General features: G+C 67.2%; 11 protein-coding genes. 8 read left to right on the forward strand and 3 right to left on the reverse strand.

Features of this window, described 5'->3' with window-relative positions:
* Positions 1–36 precede the first annotated feature (36 nt).
* Positions 37–2,172 (forward strand): TonB-dependent receptor, encoded by a 2,136-nt coding sequence (locus CYU89_RS05430; RefSeq protein WP_296279212.1) that lies wholly within the window; start codon positions 37–39, stop codon positions 2,170–2,172.
* 11 nt (positions 2,173–2,183) lie between these two features.
* Here CYU89_RS05430 and CYU89_RS05435 read toward each other — a convergent pair whose 3' ends face one another.
* On the reverse strand, positions 2,184–3,014 hold the full coding sequence (locus CYU89_RS05435) for a polysaccharide deacetylase family protein (protein ID WP_296279213.1): 831 nt from the start codon (positions 3,012–3,014) through the stop codon (positions 2,184–2,186).
* 2 nt (positions 3,015–3,016) lie between these two features.
* Positions 3,017–4,384 carry a glycoside hydrolase family 30 protein gene (locus CYU89_RS05440; protein ID WP_296279214.1) on the reverse strand — a complete coding sequence of 456 codons (1,368 nt, stop codon included), beginning with the start codon at positions 4,382–4,384 and terminating at the stop codon, positions 3,017–3,019.
* Between the two features lie 441 nt (positions 4,385–4,825).
* On the opposite strand from CYU89_RS05440, the gene CYU89_RS05445 reads away from it, so the two are divergent.
* The 7 genes from CYU89_RS05445 to CYU89_RS05475 all read left to right on the forward strand — a co-directional run bounded on the left by CYU89_RS05445 (position 4,826) and on the right by CYU89_RS05475 (position 15,033).
* Positions 4,826–5,836: a LacI family DNA-binding transcriptional regulator gene (locus CYU89_RS05445; RefSeq protein ID WP_296279215.1), complete on the forward strand. Its 1,011-nt coding sequence runs from the start codon at positions 4,826–4,828 to the stop codon at positions 5,834–5,836.
* A 342-nt stretch (positions 5,837–6,178) separates the two neighbouring features.
* Positions 6,179–9,214: a TonB-dependent receptor gene (locus CYU89_RS05450; protein ID WP_296279216.1), complete on the forward strand. Its 3,036-nt coding sequence runs from the start codon at positions 6,179–6,181 to the stop codon at positions 9,212–9,214.
* Positions 9,215–9,344: 130 nt separating this feature from the next.
* Positions 9,345–10,898: a tryptophan halogenase family protein gene (locus CYU89_RS05455; protein WP_296279217.1), complete on the forward strand. Its 1,554-nt coding sequence runs from the start codon at positions 9,345–9,347 to the stop codon at positions 10,896–10,898.
* Between the two features lie 13 nt (positions 10,899–10,911).
* The gene (locus tag CYU89_RS05460; RefSeq protein WP_296279218.1) at positions 10,912–11,619 is read left to right on the forward strand and encodes a SapC family protein; all 708 of its coding nucleotides are present in this window, start codon (positions 10,912–10,914) and stop codon (positions 11,617–11,619) included.
* Positions 11,620–11,623: 4 nt separating this feature from the next.
* Complete coding sequence (locus CYU89_RS05465; protein ID WP_343125244.1) at positions 11,624–12,616, forward strand: cupin-like domain-containing protein; 993 nt, start codon at positions 11,624–11,626, stop codon at positions 12,614–12,616.
* 22 nt (positions 12,617–12,638) lie between these two features.
* A complete protein-coding gene (locus tag CYU89_RS05470; RefSeq protein WP_296279219.1) occupies positions 12,639–14,147 on the forward strand; it encodes a tryptophan halogenase family protein in 1,509 nt (502 codons plus the stop codon).
* A 34-nt stretch (positions 14,148–14,181) separates the two neighbouring features.
* On the forward strand, positions 14,182–15,033 hold the full coding sequence (locus tag CYU89_RS05475; protein WP_296279220.1) for an NAD-dependent protein deacetylase: 852 nt from the start codon (positions 14,182–14,184) through the stop codon (positions 15,031–15,033).
* Here CYU89_RS05475 and CYU89_RS05480 read toward each other — a convergent pair.
* Entirely contained in the window at positions 15,008–17,191 is a 2,184-nt protein-coding gene (locus tag CYU89_RS05480; RefSeq protein ID WP_296279221.1) for an EAL domain-containing protein, read from the reverse strand. The genes CYU89_RS05475 and CYU89_RS05480 overlap by 26 nt on opposite strands.
* Positions 17,192–17,656: the final 465 nt, after the last annotated feature.

Below are 17,656 nucleotides of genomic sequence, written 5' to 3' on the forward strand. Positions count from 1 at the left end.
AGACGTGCCTCGCCCGGGATTCGGAACGATGCGCGCATGCCGTTGAAGTCGCGCTTCTGGCCGCTGGTGTGCGCCGCCTTGTGGGCACGGGCCGCGGGGGCTGAGCCGGCCGAACAGCCCGTCTTGCCGGCGGAAACGCTCGATCGTGTCGTCGTGACCGCGACACGGCTGGAGTCGGTCACCGCCTTCGACACGCCCGCATCCGCCGGTGTCGTGGCACTGGGCGATGGCGGTGCGCGTCCGCAGGCAGCGTTGTCGGAGGTGCTCGAGGGCATTCCCGGCGTATTCGCGCGCGAACGGCAGAACCTCGCCCAGGACACGCAGTTGTCGATTCGTGGATTCGGCGCGCGGTCGACGTTCGGTGTGCGCGGCTTGCGCCTGTATGCGGACGGCGTGCCGGCGACGATGCCGGACGGGCAAGGCCAGGTGTCGCACTTCAACCTGCTGGGCGCGGATCGCGTGGAGGTGTTGCGCGGGCCCTTTTCCGCCCTGCATGGCAACTCGTCCGGTGGCGTGATCCAGTTGTGGAGCGACATTCCTGACGACGGGCGCGAAGCGCGTGCGCAGGCCAGCGTCGGCAGCCACGACAGCACCGTGATCGGTGCGCGCGTGCGCGGCGCGGGCGACGTGCTCGGCTACTCGCTGTCGGCTTCCGTACTGGATACGCAGGGCTATCGGGACCACAGCGCCGCACGGCGGGAATCGCTCAATGCCCGACTGCGCTTGAAGCCGGGCGACGGCACGCTGGATCTGTTGCTCAACCATTTCGACGCGCCCGACGCCCAGGACCCACTGGGCCTGACGCGGGCGCAGGCATGGCAGGCACCGCGCCAGGCGGCGCCCGTCGCAGTGCAGTACGACACGCGGAAGTCCGTGCGCCAGGATCAACTGGGCGCGGTCTACGAACGGCCCCTCGCCGCCGGCCACCGGTTGCGCGCGATGGCCTACGGCGGCCGTCGCGATGTCGAGCAGTACCTCGCGCTGCCGATCGCGGCGCAGGGCAATCCGCTCAATTCGGGGGGTGTGATCGACCTGGCCAACGATTACGGCGGGGCCGATCTCCGCTGGTCATGGACAGGCGACCTGGCGGGCCGACCGTTCGAGCTGGCGGCCGGTATCAACGCGGACCGCCAGCGCCAGCATCGGCGTGGCTACGAGAACTTCATCGGCACCTCGCTGGGCGTGCGCGGTACGCTGCGGCGGGACGAACGCAACCAGGTCGGCAACGCGGACCAGTATGCACAGGCGTGGTGGCGCCTGGCGCCGCGCTGGTCGCTGCTGGTCGGTGTCCGCCACAGCCGTGTCGACTTCCGTTCCGACGACGCTTACGTCACGGCCACCAATCCTGACGACAGCGGTCGCGTGGTGTACGAACGGACCATGCCCGTCGCGGGCGTGGTGTTCGCGCCCACCGATGCCTTCCGCGTATATGCGTCCACGGGGCGCGGCTTCGAGACGCCGACCTTCAACGAGGTCGGCTACCGTGCCGACGGCGGTGCGGGCCTTGCGTTCGACCTGCGCCCGGCGACCAGCCGCAACACCGAACTGGGCGTGAAGTGGCGGGGCAGGCAAGGCGCGCGCGTCGAGGCGGCGGTGTTCCGCGCCGACACCGACGACGAGCTCGCGGTCGCGCGCAATGTCGGCGGGCGCAGCAGCTTCCGCAATGTCGGCGCCGCGCGTCGCGAAGGTGTCGAGCTCCAGGCGGACCTGCCACTCCATGATGCGTGGCAGCTGCAACTCGCCTATACGTGGCTGGATGCGACATTCCGCGACAGCTTCCCCATCTGCACCGCGAGCGGTTGCACCTCGCCTGTCGTGCAGGTCGTGGCCGGCACCCGCATTCCCGGCATCGCCCGCCAGCAGGCATCGGCACGCTTGCGTTGGCAGGGTGCGCAATGGAGCGTCGCTGCCCAGCTGTCGGCGATCGGCAACGTCACGGTGAACGATACCGGCAGCGAACGCGCGCCGGGCTACAGCGTGCTGAACCTGGAACTGGTGCGCGACTGGACGCTGCGGCAGGGCCGGCTGCAGGCATTCGCGCGCGTCGACAACGCACTGGACCGGTTCCATATCGGTTCGGTCATCGTCAACGAAGGCAATGGACGCTTCTACGAACCGGGCACCGACCGCACGTTCACACTCGGGCTGCGCTGGCTGTGGGCGGAGAACTGATGCGTTGGATGTCAGCGCGTCGGCGTGGGTGCACCTGATCGGTGGGAGGCGACGTATTTCATGATGTCGATGAAGGGCGCCACCCAGTAGTCGTCGGGGTGCGCGGCGAGATAGCGCAGCAGTTGTTCGTGCGCTTCGCGCGACACGGCAAGGTGATCGCCGCCGATGCCGTGGAAGGTGAAGCTGACCATGGTGCCCTGGCGCGCCGCCTGCTCGACGCGTGCGATCAGCTGGTCGCCGGTGACGCCTGCAGGTACATCCACCGGCACGGCGGCCAGGTCGATCGCCGCCATGTCGTCGATGACGCCCCCTTGCCCGAGCTTGATCGCGACGAACTCCGATGCGACGGCATCGACGTAGTTGCCATCGCTCGCCTGCGTATCGCCGCACGGGACGGTCATCGTCCGCTCGGTCCTGCCATCGAGCATGGCCAGCATCGCGTTGGCCAGCCGCACCTGGTCGACCATCTGGGCGATCGTGGTGGTATCCAGATTGCGATGCGGGACGACCCAGCCGCGATCGGGCAGCGACGCCGAGCACGCATGGAACAGCGTGTGGTTGCCGAGCTCGTGTCCGTTGCGCGCAGCGGCCGCCCATTCGCGCTTGCGCGTGCGGAGCGTGTCCGACGCCAGGGTCAGATAGAAGCTCCCCTTCAGGCCGTAGCGATCGAGCGCCGGAATGGCGTGGTCGAGCTGCGAAGGGACGGCATCGTCGTAGGCCAGGCTCACCGCCGCCTTGCGTCCGCCGGGCCAGGGATACGGTTCGCCGGCCTGCGCGGCAGTGGCGGCCCCCGCCAGCGCCAGCAGGGCGAGCCGGGCGATCCCCCGCCGGAACGCGGACATCCCTACTGCACCAGCGTCTGGATCGCGCGCGCGGGAATCGTCACCACGCCCGAGGCCTGGCCGACGTAGAAGTTGTATGCGATGTCCTTGTCGGTCGGATTCATCACCACCGTCGCCAGGCGTCCGTCCGGGTTCACGAAGGACGTCGCCAGCAGCGTGCTGCGGCTGGTGGCGGTGCTGACGCGGCGCGCGTCGGGCCGGATGAACTTCGAGAAGTGGCCGATGTAGTAGTAGCTGGGCGTGTAAATGAGTTCCCCCGTGCGGGTGTCGGCGTGCAGCGGCGCGAAGCAGTAGTTGCCCACGTGGTTGGGGCCGCCTTTCTCGTCGAGCAGCATGTTCCAGTCGGTCCAGCCCACGGCGCCGTTGTTGAAGTCGTTGATCATCGACGTGCCGTAGCGTTCGGCGTTCGGCCAGTGCTGGTAGCGCGCAGGGTCGAACTTCTCCACGGCGGCTTCGGTCAGCAGCACCGGCTTGTCGGGGAAGGCTTCCGTCACCGCGGCCACGTTGCGGAACATGGGATCGAAGCCGGCCCATGTCTCGTACCAGTGGAAGCCCAGTCCCCATGCGTACTTCGCCGCTTCCGGGTCGCCCAGGATCACCTGCGCGCGGTACAGCATCATGTCGCGGTTGTGGTCCCACACGATGATCTTCTTGTCGGCGTAGCCCGCCGCGTGCATCGTCGGGCCCAGGTGCAGCTTGAGGAAGTCGCGCTCCTCTTCGGCCGTGTACAGCATCGATTCCCATGTCTGGGTGGCCATCGGCTCGTTCTGCACCGTGATGCCCCAGACCGGAATCCCTTCCTTCTCGTAGGCCTGGATGAACTTCACGTAGTAGTTCGCCCACGCCTGCCGGTACTCGGGCAGCAGCGCGCCCCCCTTGAGCATGTGCCCGTTGGTCTTCATGAAGGCCGGTGCGCTCCACGGGCTGGCGTACAGCGGCAACGCGCCACCCGCGGCGGCGATCGCCTGCTTGATCATCGGGATGCGCGCCTTCCGGTCATGGTCGACGGAGAACGTCGCCAGCGCCTTGTCGCCCTCCTCGATGTACGTGTAACTGGCGGAGCTGAAGTCGGAACTGTGGATGGTGGTGCGCGCCAGCGAGTAGCCGATGCCGTCCTTCCCGTCGTAGTACGCGCGCATGAACTCGGCCTGCTTCGCCGGCGACAGCGTCGCGTAGACCTCGGCCGTGGAATCGGTGATGGCACCCCCGATCCCCAGCAGGGGCTGGAATGTCTTCGTGGGATCGACGAAGACCGAGTTCTCGACCTCCGTCAGTCGGTGCCCCGCCGTCAGGGTGACGGTCCCGGTCTGGCTCAACCGGTGCGCGGTGCCCTGCGCCGTCGTGTAGAGGGTCACGGTGGCAGGTCGCATGGGCGTCTCCTTGGGTTCGGCGGCGCTGGCGCCTGTCCATGTGGCGGCGAGTGCCATGCCGATCGCGGCAGCGGAAGAGAGTCGCGTGTAGCGCATGCAGGAACCTCGCAGGGGTGGGAACGGTCCGATCCCGCGTCGCCGCGTCGGACGCGTGGTAGTTGACAGCGCTGTCATACCGTTGCTACATCTCGCTGTCAATCGATGGCTCGGGGTAGCGCGGGAAGCGTGCGTGCGCCGTGCTTTCCGTGCGCGTCGTACGCAGGCGCGTGTTGCCGTGCAGCACGTGTTTGCGTGCAAGGCGCCGAGGGTCGAGTCGCCGGTCGGATGGCGTCGATGGCGAAGGGTGATGGGGGGCGGCGATGTGTATCCAAGCGATGGTCATCGCTGTCAGAATCCGGCGTCGTGCCGGGAGGGTGGTCGGAATGGAGTGGGAGCAACCCCATGCGTAGTCGGATCGAGGACGTGGCCGCCGCCGCCGGCGTGTCCATGAAGACCGTGTCGCGGGTGCTCAACAACGAACCCAACGTGCGCGAGGAAATGCGCCAGCGGGTGATGAAGGCGGTCGAGAAGCTGCAGTACCGGCCCAACCTCTCCGCGCGGAGCCTCGCCGGCCAGCGCTCTTACGTGGTCGCCCTGGTATACAACAATCCATCGCGCAACTACCTGATGGAAATCCAGAGCGGCATGCTGGATGCCTGCCGGGACCACCACTACAACCTGGTGCTGGCGCCGGTCGCTTCACCGAAGCAGCGCAAGGCCGACGACCTGAAGGTGGTGTTCGAGCATTTCGCGCCGGATGGCGTGGTGCTCATTCCCCCGCTGACCGACGACCCGGTGGTACTCGCGTTCCTCGAAGAACACCAGGTGCCCTATGCCAGCATCGCGCCCAAGCATCCGGAAGGCAGGATCGGCGTGATGATGGACGAAACCGCGGCGGTACTCGAACTGATGGCCGGCCTGGTGGCGCAGGGTCACCGCCGCATCGCGCACATCAAGGGTCCGCCCGCGCATGGTGCCTGCCAGTGGCGCTACAAGGGCTATCGCGACGCGTTGAAGCAGGCCGGCCTGGCCTACGACGCGGATCTGGTCGTGCAGGGCGCGTTCTCGTTCGAGTCGGGCATCGAGGCGGGCAATGCGCTGCTCGATCTCCAGCAGCCGCCCACGGCGATCTTCGCCGCGAACGACGACATGGCGGCCGGCGTGATCCGCGCCGCCTGCGAGCGCGGCCTGGTGGTGCCGCGCGACATATCCGTCTGCGGCTTCGATGACACGCCCATCGCACGGCACATCTATCCCGCCCTCACCACCGTGCGCCAGCCCACCTCCGAGATGGGCAAGCTCGCGACGCTGCAGTTGCTTTCGCGCATCCGCACGGCCGGTGGCGGCGGCATGGTGCACGTCGAGCACGAAGTGCTGTTCCGCGAGTCGACGCAAAGCCCCGCCAGGCGCTGATCCCCGCGTGCCCGTCGCCGTGGCGTGGCTGGGTCGCGGCTCATGCTGCGTGCGTGCGATGGTTGGCGCACATGCCATACCAATAGAAAACCTTACGTACGTTCCGGTTGAAATTCTTTCGCCGATCAATGGATGTGTGAGTTTCGAGAAAACGATTTCAGCTGCGTCGCACCATCAATTTCGTAGCTGAAAACAAGGGGTTTTCTTTAAAACGAAAGCGGATTTCCGGAAAGTTGACAACGCTGTCAATCGCGCGTCCAATGCGCCCCAATGTAGGGGGAGGCGACAACCCGCGTTCCAGTCCAAAACATCGTTCGTGAATTTCCGGAGAGGGGAAAGTCCATGAAGCAAGTGCAATCCGTTCCAAGAAAGCGGGTGCTGACATCCGCATTGCTGTTGGTCATCGCAGGTCCCGCGTGGGCCCAGCAGTCCGAGCCGCAAGGCACCGCCACGCCGGCGCCGGCCACCGCCGAGCCCACCGAACTCGACACCATCGTTGTCACCGGCATCCGCGCCAGTCTCGAATCGTCGATGAACCTCAAGCGCGATGCGCAGGGCGTCGTCGATGGCATCGTGGCCGAGGACATCGGCAAGTTCCCCGATACCAACCTGGCAGAATCCCTGCAGCGCATCAGTGGCGTGTCGATCGATCGCACGCCCAGCGGCGAGGGCTCGAAGGTCACGGTGCGCGGCATCGGTCCCGATCACAACCTGGTGCTCCTCAACGGCCGCCAGATGCCCGGCGCGCTGTTGAACGGGTTCTCGGCATCCAATTCGCGTGCATTCGATTTCGCGAACCTGGCGTCCGAAGCGGTATCGGCCATCGAGGTCTACAAGACCGGCCTGGCCTCCAATCCGACCGGCGGCATCGGTGCGACGATCAACATCAAGACGGCCCGGCCGCTGGAAAGCGCACCGCTCCTGAACCTGGGCGTCAAGACCGTCCACGACACGTCCAACGGCAACCTGCCCAAGATCATGCAGGGCGACGACTGGACCGGCGAGATGTCGGGCATCTTCAGCCAGACCTTCGCCGACGGAAAGTTCGGCATCGCCGTCAACGGCAGCTACCAGGAACGCGACAGCGGCTTCAGCCAGGTCGGCGTGACCGCCGGCTGGCGTACCCATTTCGGTGGCGAAGGCGGTTGGGGCGCGATCGCACCCGGCACGCCGGGCAACGACAACCTGCCGGGCCCGACCGATCTGTACTCGGTACCGCAGAACCTCAACTACAGCGTCAACGGCATCCAGCGCCAGCGCACCAACGGACAGGTCACGCTGCAGTGGGCGCCGTCGGATCGCGTCACCACGACGCTGGACTACACGTACTCCGAAAACAAGATCCAGCAGCGCCGCAACGAGATGTCGGTGTGGTTCAACTTCGTCGGCCAGGAAAGCGCCTGGACCGACGGTCCGGCCGCAGGCCCGGTGTTCTACCGCGAACTCATCCCGTGCACCGGCACGCAGAATCCGAACGGCACCTACGAAGGGTGCAGCGACCTGGCGATGGCGGGCGGCATCAGCGCGACCAAGGCGGAGAACGAGTCGGTCGGCTTCAACGTCGAGTGGGCCGTCTCCGACGCGCTGGACCTGGCGTTCGATTACCACCGCTCCACCGCCGAACTCTCGCCGGACAGCGACTGGGGTTCGCAGGGCAACATCGGTACGGCCGCGTGGATCCGTGGCGATACCACCGTCTATTTCGACGGTGAGCTGCCGATCCTGAACTACACGCTGGCGCCGGGCGTCACCGGTGTCGATCCGTCGCAGGCGCGCGTCACCGGCCGCCAGTTCGTCAACGGCTATTCGCGCGGCGAAGTCGACCAGGGCCAGCTGAGCGGCACCTTCAAGTTCGGCGACTACTCCGACCTCAAGTTCGGCGTGGCCAACACGGAGGTCAAGAACCGTACCGCGTGGGGCATCAACGAAGCGGCCGACTGGGGCGGCATCGGGCTCGCGTCGGACTTCGACAACAGCCTGTGGCAGATCGACGACATGGCGCGTTACTTCGACGCGTTCCCGGGTTACAAGGATCCGCGTTTCAGCAGCCAGTTCCTGGTCTTCGACTACGAACGCATGCGCCAGGCCGTGGGCGACTTCACCGGGAGGCCCGACCTGGCCCGCCGCCCGGACGACTTCAATCGCGCCGACCTGCGGACGACCGAAAAGACCCGCAGCGCCTATCTGCAGTACAGCACCAGCTGGCAGACGCGCATCCCGATCAACCTGGCCATGGGCGTGCGCTACGAGAAGACCGAGATCGAATCCGCGGCGCAGGTGGACACGCCGGTGCTCGTGCGCTGGGTGGCGGACAACGAGTTCTTCACCGACATGGGCGAGAAGACGTTCACCACCATGACCGGTGAGTACGACTATTTCCTGCCGAGCATCGACACCAGCTTCGAGATCACCGAGGACATGGTGCTGCGCGCCAGCTATGGCCACTCGCTCGGCCGTCCGGGCTGGCAGGACATCCAGGGCGGACAGACCGTCAGCCCGCTGCTGCGCGTCAACGGCGGCAGCGGCAACTCCGGCAATCCCAACCTGAAGCCGCTGCTCTCCAAGAACATCGACCTGTCGTACGAGTGGTACTACGCCGACGCCAGTTACTTCTCGGTGGGCTACTACCGCAAGAACATCTCGAACTACATCGACAGCGGCGCCGGCTCGTTCCAGGACACGCTCTTCAGCCTGCCCACGCCCGTCGGCGGCGCTTACTGGAACGCGGCGATCGCCGGCGGTTGCGGCAGCGCCGACGTGGGATGCATCCGGCAGTACATCTTCGCCAACTTCGATGGCCAGCCGGGCGTGGACAGCACCGCGGGCTCCAACGGCGAGATCACCGGCGTCCCCGGTGATCCGCTGACGGTGTACAACGTCACCATCCCGGGCAATGCGGGCTCGCACAAGCTCAACGGATTCGAGCTCGCCCTGCAGCACATGTTCGGCGACAGCGGTTTCGGCGTGGCGGCGAACTACACCATCGTCGACAGCGACAGCCTGTCCTACGACAACAATGCGAAGGGCCCGCAGCAGGTGCTCATCGGCCTGAGCGATTCGGCCAACCTGGTGGGCTTCTACGACAAGGGACCGTGGCAGGTGCGCCTGGCGTACAACTGGCGCGACAAGTTCCTCAACGGCCAGTACGACGGCGATGCCGCGGACCCTGCGAAGAACAACCCGGTGTACGTGGAAGCATACGGCCAGTGGGACCTGAGCGTGGGTTACAAGTTCAGCGACCGCTTCACCGTGCAGTTCGAGGGCGTCAACCTGACGGACGAGACCGCGCGGCTCAGCGAGCGCAACGAGAACATCCTGTTCTACGGCACCCAGACCGGCCCGCGCTACATGCTCGGTTTCCGCTACAACTTCCGCTGACGTTCGACGACATGCCCGGGTCCGGCCAGGACCCGGGCAGCATCGCCCAAGCCGCTGGTCTCCAGCGGCTTTGGTTTTGGGGGCGGACCGTCCGGGTTCCGCCCGTCGGTTGCCAAGACGAGGTAGCGGCGTGGATTCTCCTGTCAGACATGTAGTCATTCTCGGCGGCGGTTCGGCCGGCTGGCTCACCGCCGCCGTGCTGGCCGCCGAACACCAGGCCGCGTCGGACGCCGGACTGCGGATCACCTTGATCGAATCGCCCGACGTGGCGACGGTGGGCGTGGGCGAGGGAACATGGCCCACCATGCGCGATACCCTGCGCAGGACGGGCGTCAGCGAAACGGACTTCATCCGTGAGTGCGACGCGGCATTCAAGCAGGGCTCGAAGTTCGTCCGCTGGCGCGAAGAGGTCGAAGGCGACTACTACCACCATCCGTTCGTGCTGCCCCCGGGCTTCCTGGAAACCCATCTGGCCGCCGGCTGGATGGCGCACCGCGACGTGCCCTTCAGCCTGCTGACCTGCTTCCAGGCGCACCTGTGCGAGGCGGGCAAGTCGCCCAAACAGTTTTCCACACCGGAATGGGCGTCCGTGGCCAACTACGCCTACCACCTGGATGCGGCGAAACTGGGCGTCTTCATGCGGCGGCACTGCGTGGAGAAGCTCGGCGTGCGCCATGTGTCCGACCACATGGTCGAGGTGGTGGCGCACGAGAACGGCGACATCGCGGGATTGCTCACGCGCGAGCATGGCCTGATCGAAGGCGACCTGTTCGTGGACTGCAGCGGCATGCGCGCGCTGCTGATCGGCCAGCACTACGGTGTCGGGATCGAGTCGCAGAAGGACGTGCTGTTCAACGACCGGGCCATCGCCACGCGGGTGCCCTATGCCGACCCCACCGTCGAGATCGCCTGCCAGACGATCTCGACGGCGCAGGAGGCAGGCTGGATCTGGGACATCGGCTTGCAGAGCCGTCGCGGTATCGGCCACGTCTACTCCAGCACCCATACCAGCGACGAGGCCGCCGAGGCCGCATTGCGACGCTACATCGTGGCGACCGGTGGCCGCGAGCAGGACATCGACACGCTGCCGAAGATCGTGATCCGACCCGGCTTCCGCCGGGGGGCGTGGCACCGCAACTGCGTGGCGGTCGGACTCTCCAGCGGTTTCATGGAGCCCCTGGAAGCATCTTCGCTGGTGATGGTCGAGCTGGCCGCGGGCCTGCTCGCCGACCAGATGCCCGCCACGCGCGCGGCCATGGACATCGTGGCCAGGCGCTACAACGATACCTTCAGCTACCGCTGGGACCGCATCGTCGATTTCCTGAAACTGCACTACGTACTGAGCAAACGGGACGACAGCGCCTACTGGCGCGACAACCGCCGGCCCGAGACGATACCCGAGCGCCTGCGCGACCTGCTCGCGTTCTGGCGCCACCAGCCCCCGTCGCGCTACGACCTCAACCGGGTCGAAGAGGTGTTCCCCTCCGCGAGCTACCAGTTCATCCTCTACGGCATGGGGTTCACGCCGGAGGCGCGGCCCACCACGCGTCGCATGGACGACGTGCGCCGTTCCGAAGAGTATTTCCGCCAGTCCGCCGACATCGCGAGGAAGATGCTGTCGGCGTTGCCCGGGCATCGCGAGATGCTCGATCATGTGATGACGCGCGGAATGCCGCGCATCTAGGACGAATGCCCGCATGCCACGACACGCCCAGGTCAACAACATCGACCACAGGGACCTGCGAATCGATACCCGGCGCGGCGCGCACCTGGGCGATGACGTCGGTTTCGCAGCCACGTTCCCCGCCGAGTTCCGCGACCTGCAGGCCTGCTATCCCATCGTGTTCCGCAAGGACGCACGGGGTGCGTTCTCGCCCGTCGCCCTGCTGGGGTTCGAGGAGGGACGCAACCTGTTCCTCGACGGCGAACGCTGGGACGCCCACTACCTGCCGCTGGCGATCGAGCGGCAGCCGTTCCTGATCGGCCGCGCCGGCGACGAGATGACGGTGCACATCGACCTCGACCATCCCCGGGTGGGCAGTGCCGACGGCCAGCCGCTGTTCCGCGAACACGGCGGCAACACCGAGTACCTGGACCGCATCGCCTCGGTGCTGCTCACGCTGCACAACGGCCTGGAGCGCGTGCCGGCCTTCGTCGATGCGCTGCTCGCGCTCGACCTGCTGGAATCGTTCGCGCTCGATGTCGAACTGGACGATGGGTCGCTCAACCGCCTGGCCGGCTACTACACCATCAACGAAGACCGCCTCCGCGACCTGGACGCGGCGGCGCTCGGCGGGCTGCATGCCGCCGGCCACCTGGAGCCGGTGTTCATGGCGGTGGCGTCGATCTCGAACTTCCGCGGGCTGATCGACAGGATGAACCGGAGCCGTGCTCGCGGACGCTGAGCCCATCCGGGAGTTCCGCGGCGACGCGCGCGACGCCCTTTCCTTGCCCGCATCGTCGGGACCCGTGGTCCTGCGGGGCCTGGTGGACCACTGGCCGATGGTGGCGGCTGCACGCGAATCCATGCGTGCGGCCGTGGCCTACCTGCATGGCTTCGTGCGCGCGGACGCACCCCCCGTGGTCGCGACGGTCGCGGCCCCCGCGACCGGTGGCCGGGTGTTCTACAACGAGGATCTGAGCGGCATGGACTTCCGCCAGGAGCAGATCCCGTTGCCCACGGTGCTCGACACGCTGGTCAAGTACGCCGACCACGCCGCGCCGCCGATGATCTACGTGGCGTCGACGACCCTCGACACGTGGCTGCCGGGCTTCCGGCGCGACAACGACCTGCCGTTGCCCGGGCGTGATCCGCTCGCGAGCATCTGGATCGGCAATCGCACGCGCATCGCGGCGCACCAGGACGTGCCGGACAACCTCGCCTGCGTGGTGGCCGGGCGCCGCCGCGTGACGCTGTTTCCCCCCGACCAGCTGCGCAACCTGTACATCGGTCCGCTCGACTTCACGCCGGCGGGGCAGGCGATCAGCCTGGTCGATTTCGCCGCGCCGGACCTGGTGCGCTTCCCGCGCTTCGCCGAGGCGATGCGGCATGCGCAGGTGGCCGACCTCGGGCCCGGCGACGCCGTGCTGATCCCCAGCCTGTGGTGGCACCACATGGAGGGTCTGGAGCCGTTCAACGTTCTGGTCAACTACTGGTGGCGCGACGTGCCCGACTGGATGGACACGCCGATGAACGCCCTGATGTACGCGCTGATGACGGTGCGCGACCTTCCGCGGCACGAGCGCGACGCGTGGAAGGACGTCTTCCGCCACTACGTGTTCGAGGCCGACGACGACACCGCCGCCCATATTCCCGAGCAGGCCCGCCGCCTGCTGTCCCCGCTGGACGAGGCACGTGCGCGCGAACTGCGCGCACGCCTGCTCAAGCGCATCAACCGCTGACCGCAATCCCAGGAACCTGCCCGTGAGCAACGAGATCCACGATTCCAGCAACCGACCCGTGAAGCGCGTGGTCATCGCCGGCGGCGGCACGGCCGGATGGATGGCCGCGGCGGCGATATCGCGCGTACTGGGCAAGACGCTGGACATCACGCTGGTCGAGTCCGAGGAAATCGGCACCGTGGGGGTGGGCGAAGCCACCATCCCCACCTTGCTGAGCTTCCACCGGATGATCGACATCAACGAGCAGGCGTACATGTCGGCGGTGCAGGGCACCATCAAGCTCGGCATATCGTTCGAGAACTGGCTGGACAACGGGCACCGCTACATCCACTCCTTCGGCTTCAGCGGCAAGGAGCGCGGAACCACGGGGTTCCAGCACTTCTGGCTGCGTGGCCGCCAGGAAGGCATGGCCAGCGGCTACGAGGACTACTGCCTCGAGCTGAAGGCGGCCCTCGGCGATCGCTTCGCGCATCTCCCCCATGGGGGGCTGCACTATGCGTACCACATGGATGCCAGCCTGTACGCGAAATTCCTGCGGGAATTCAGCGAGCGCCACGGCGCCCGGCGCGTGGAGGGCAAGATCGCCGAGGTGCTGACCGAGGCCGGCTCGGGTTTCGTCACCGCGCTGAAGATGGAGAACGGCGACATCCTCGAAGGCGATCTCTTCATCGACTGCACCGGCTTCCGTGCACTGCTGATCGGCAAGACGCTGGGCGTGGGCTTCACCGACTGGTCGCACTGGCTGTTCAACGACAGCGCCCTGGCCACCCAGACCACGGCGGTGCGCGACGCGGTCCCCTACACCCGTGCCATCGCCGGCAAGGCCGGATGGCAGTGGCGCATTCCGTTGCAGCACCGGGTGGGCAACGGCATCGTCTATTCCAGCCGGCACATGAGCGACGACGAGGCGCGCGAAGAGTTCCTCGGCAGTGTCGAGGGCGAGGTCATCAAGCAGCCGTGGCCGATCCGCTTCCGGCCCGGGCAACGGCAGCAGTGCTGGTCGAAGAACTGCGTGGCGCTCGGCCTGGCCGGCAGCTTCATCGAGCCGCTGGAATCGACCACGATCCACCTGATCCAGCGCGGCATCGTGCACCTGCTGCAGAACTTCCCGCAGGTGGTCACCCAGCCGGCGATCGATGAGTACAACGCGCGCCTGGACGAGGAGCTGCAACACGTCCGCGACTTCGTGGTGATGCATTACCATCTCACCGACCGGCGTGATTCGCCGTACTGGCGGGAGATCGCGGAGATGGACATCCCCGCCACGCTGCGCCACCGCATCGAGCTGTTCCGCGAGACCGGCACCGTCTTCCACGTGCCGGGCGAACTGTTCGGCGAGAACTCCTGGATCCAGGTGATGATGGGCCAGGGTATCGTGCCCAAGCGCTACCACCCGACGGCGGACGCGATCCCGCCGGACGAGCTGCGCAGCTTCCTCGACGACATCCGCAGCCGCGTGGTGGGCACTGCCCAGCGGATGCCGGCGCACATGGATTACCTGCGCAGCTACTGCCCCGCGCCCCGGCCCTGAGCACGCCAGCCTGCGCATCGCCTATGCTGCGGGCATGAGCGATACGCGACTCGAGGATTTCGTGGCGGCGCACCGCCGGCTGTTCGTCCTGACAGGGGCGGGGTGCAGCACCGCGTCCGGCATTCCCGACTATCGGGACGAGCAGGGCGCGTGGAAGCGCACGCCGCCGGTGACCTACCAGGCCTTCACCGGCGACACCGCCACGCGCCATCGCTACTGGGCGCGCAGCATGATCGGCTGGCCGCGCGTGGCGACGGCACGGCCGAACGATGCGCATCGCGCGCTGGCGTCGCTGGAAGCCCAGGGGCGCTGCGAAGTACTGCTGACGCAGAACGTCGATGGCCTGCACCAGGCCGCCGGCAGCCACGCGGTGATCGACCTGCACGGGCGGCTCGATGGCGTCGTCTGCCTCGCCTGCGGCGAGGTGACGCCGCGCGCCGCACTGCAGGCCCGGTTGATGCAGGCCAATCCCGGATGGATCGACCTGCAGGCGGGCACGGCACCCGACGGCGATGCCGACCTGGAGGAAAAGGATTTCGAGCGCTTCCACGTGCCTGCATGCGAAGCGTGCGGAGGCATGCTGAAGCCGCACGTGGTGTTCTTCGGCGAGAACGTGCCGCGCCCGCGCGTGGAAACGGCGATGGCCCACGTCGACCGGGCCGATGCGCTGCTGGTGGTCGGTTCGTCGCTGATGGTCTATTCGGGGCTGCGCTTCGTGCACGCGGCCGTGCGCAGGCGGATCCCGGTGGTGGCAGTCAGCCTGGGCCGTACGCGCGCCGACGATCTGCTGCAGTTCCGCATCGCCGCGCCCTGTGGGGACGCGCTCGCCTTCCTGCTCGAACGCGAGGGCGGCGCAGCGGTCAGGCCTCCGGTGGTTGCAGGCTGACCCAACGTTCCAGCGAGTGCGGTGAAAGCGGGCGCGAGACGTAGTAGCCCTGCAGCAGATCGCAATTGAGCGAAGCCAGCACCGCGCGCTGCGCCGCATTCTCCACGCCCTCCGCCACCACCTTCAACGACAGGCTGTCGCCTATGCGCAGGATGGACGTCGTCAGCGCGCGTGCGGACTCGCTGTGCTCCAGGTCGCGCACGAAGCTCATGTCCAGCTTCAGTTCGCTGATCGGAAGGCGATGCAAATGGCTGAGGCTGGAGTAGCCGGTGCCGAAGTCGTCGATGGACAGGCTGACGCCCATCCGGTGGATCGCATCGATGTTGGCCAGCACTTCCGGCTTCTCCGCCAGCATCACGCTCTCGGTCACTTCCACCATCAGTTCGTCCGGCGACAGTCCGCACTTTCCCAGCACGTTGCCGATGAAGGCCGGCAGGTCCTGCTGCTCGAAATTGATCGCCGACAGGTTGACCGAAACGCGCGGTACCGGCACGCCGCGACGGCGCCAGTCCGCCATCTGCGTGCAGGCCTCCTCCAGCGTCCACCGGCCCAGTTCGTCGATCAGTCCGCACTCCTCGGCCATCGGAACGAAGGTGGCGGGCGATATCTCGCCGATCTCCGGGTGTCGCCACCGCAGCAGGGCCTCCACGCCATGCAGGGTCGCGTCCTCGTCGAGTGCGACCTGCGGCTGGTAGTGCAGGCGCAGCTGGCCGCTGCGGACCGCCTCGCGCAGCGCATTTTCCAGCGCCAGGCGCTCCTGCATGGCCTGGTTCATTTCCAGGCTGTAGAACACGATGCGCGCGCCGCCTTCGGACTTGGCGCGGTACATCGCGATATCGGCGTGCCGCACGAGCGAATCGACGTCCCACCCGTCGGCGGGAAACATCGCCACGCCCACGCTGGCCTGCGGCGTCAGCATCATCCGCCCTGCGTTGAGCGGCTCGGACAGGCGCGCCATCAGCCGGTCCGCGAGATTGGCGGCTTCCTCGGCCGTGCGACCGGGGACGGCCAGGACGAATTCATCGCCCGCCAGCCGGGCCACCACGTCGCCGTCGCGGAGTTCGCCGCCGAGCCGTTTCGCCAGCTCGCGCAGCAGGGTGTCGCCGGCCGTATGGCCCTGGGTGTCGTTGACGATCTTGAAGCGGTCGATGTCGACGAACAGCAACGCCACGGGACTGTCGCTGCGTGCCGCGGCCAGCAGCATCTGCTCGACCTTGCTGTTGAACAGCGCGCGGTTGGGCAGGCCGGTCAGTGCGTCGAAGAAGGACAGCTGGTGCATGCGTACGCGGGCGCGCTCGCGTTCCATCGCCAGCGCGCACAGGTGCAGGCACACGTCGACCACGCGCTGGTGGAAGTCGTCCGGCGCGCGGTTTTCCCAGTAGTAGAGGGCGAACGTGCCCAGGACGCGTCCGTCGTTGCCCTTGATGGGGCTGGACCAGCAGGCGCGGATGCCGACGGCGAGGAAGGGCGCGTTGTAGGCCTGCCAGCGCGGGTCGCGTTCGATGTCGCTGCATTCGACCGGTTGTCCGCTCCAGGCCGCCGATCCGCAGGCACCGACCATCGGCCCGGCGAGTTCGCCATCGATCATCGCCCCGATGGTCTCGGGCAGGCTGGGTGCCGCCAGCGGACGCAGGCGGCCGTAGTCGTCCAGGCCGATCACCGAGGCCACCGCTTCCGGCATGACCTTCTCGACCTCGCGGCAGACCAGGGTCAGCACGTCGTGCACGGGCTGTTCGCGGACGATCGCCCCCAGCACCTTGCGGTGCAGTTCCTCGTGCAGCTTGCTGTGGGTGATGTCGGTGTAGACGCCGAGCAGATAGCGGCTGTCGCGGTCCGCATCGAACACCGGGTTCACCACCGCGGAAATCCACAAGGGCACGCCGTTCTTGGCGTACACCAGCAGTTCGGTGCGGTAGCCCTGCTGCGTGTGCAGCTGCCCGCGGACCCATTCGACCGTTTCGGGGTCGGTGTGCGGCCCTGCGAGGAAGTCGCTCGGGCGCCTTCCCACGACTTCTTCCTGCGTGTAGCCGAGCATGCGCGTGAAGCCCTGGTTGATCCAGGTGATGCGCGCGCTGTCGTCGCACACGACGATGGCGTTGTCGCTGTGGTCGATGACCCAGGACACATCGGGCTCGCCATCGGCGAGACGGGACGGCATGGCGATGGCAGTGGGCCTCACGGTCGGTTCTTCCCCAAGAACGGTTGCCGCCTGATGGACCGGGTTCGCCACCGTATTCCCTGTGCAGTCGTTCCCGAGAGGGACGATATACCGCGTTATCGGCCCGAGATCGCCGCACTTTACCTGAAGTCCCGCGTGCTGCGGACCGCGGCGGCGCGTGCAAACGGTTCCAGCGATGGCCCGGCATCGGGCAGCCCGGCAATGACCTCTCCGTGCACCCCTTTTCCGTCAGGGTCCCGGAGCAGGACGCAGGGTGCGGGCACGGCTGACGCACCCCGGTCATGAACGCCACCTAGGCTTGCCGGCCGCGAAAGGGGGATGCGCATGAGAACGAGCTGGGTGTGGATCGGAATGGGAGCCGTGCTGTGCATGACGGCGTGCCGGGAGGTCTCGCCGCCCCCGGCGGTCCTTCCGGCGGGAGCCTCATCCGCGGGGATCGTGGCG

The sequence above is a fragment of the Pseudoxanthomonas sp. genome (genome assembly GCF_002863005.1).
Lineage (GTDB): Bacteria > Pseudomonadota > Gammaproteobacteria > Xanthomonadales > Xanthomonadaceae > Pseudoxanthomonas_A.

Bases quoted from the DNA above. Each gene is read 5' to 3' on its own strand.
- CYU89_RS05430 (WP_296279212.1), top strand. From the start codon at position 37: ATGCCGTTGAAGTCGCGCTTCTGGCCGCTGGTGTGCGCCGCCTTGTGG.
- CYU89_RS05435 (WP_296279213.1), bottom strand. From the start codon at position 3,014: ATGTCCGCGTTCCGGCGGGGGATCGCCCGGCTCGCCCTGCTGGCGCTG.
- CYU89_RS05440 (WP_296279214.1), bottom strand. From the start codon at position 4,384: ATGCGACCTGCCACCGTGACCCTCTACACGACGGCGCAGGGCACCGCG.
- CYU89_RS05445 (WP_296279215.1), top strand. From the start codon at position 4,826: ATGCGTAGTCGGATCGAGGACGTGGCCGCCGCCGCCGGCGTGTCCATG.
- CYU89_RS05450 (WP_296279216.1), top strand. From the start codon at position 6,179: ATGAAGCAAGTGCAATCCGTTCCAAGAAAGCGGGTGCTGACATCCGCA.
- CYU89_RS05460 (WP_296279218.1), top strand. From the start codon at position 10,912: ATGCCACGACACGCCCAGGTCAACAACATCGACCACAGGGACCTGCGA.
- CYU89_RS05475 (WP_296279220.1), top strand. From the start codon at position 14,182: ATGAGCGATACGCGACTCGAGGATTTCGTGGCGGCGCACCGCCGGCTG.
- CYU89_RS05480 (WP_296279221.1), bottom strand. From the start codon at position 17,191: ATGCCGTCCCGTCTCGCCGATGGCGAGCCCGATGTGTCCTGGGTCATC.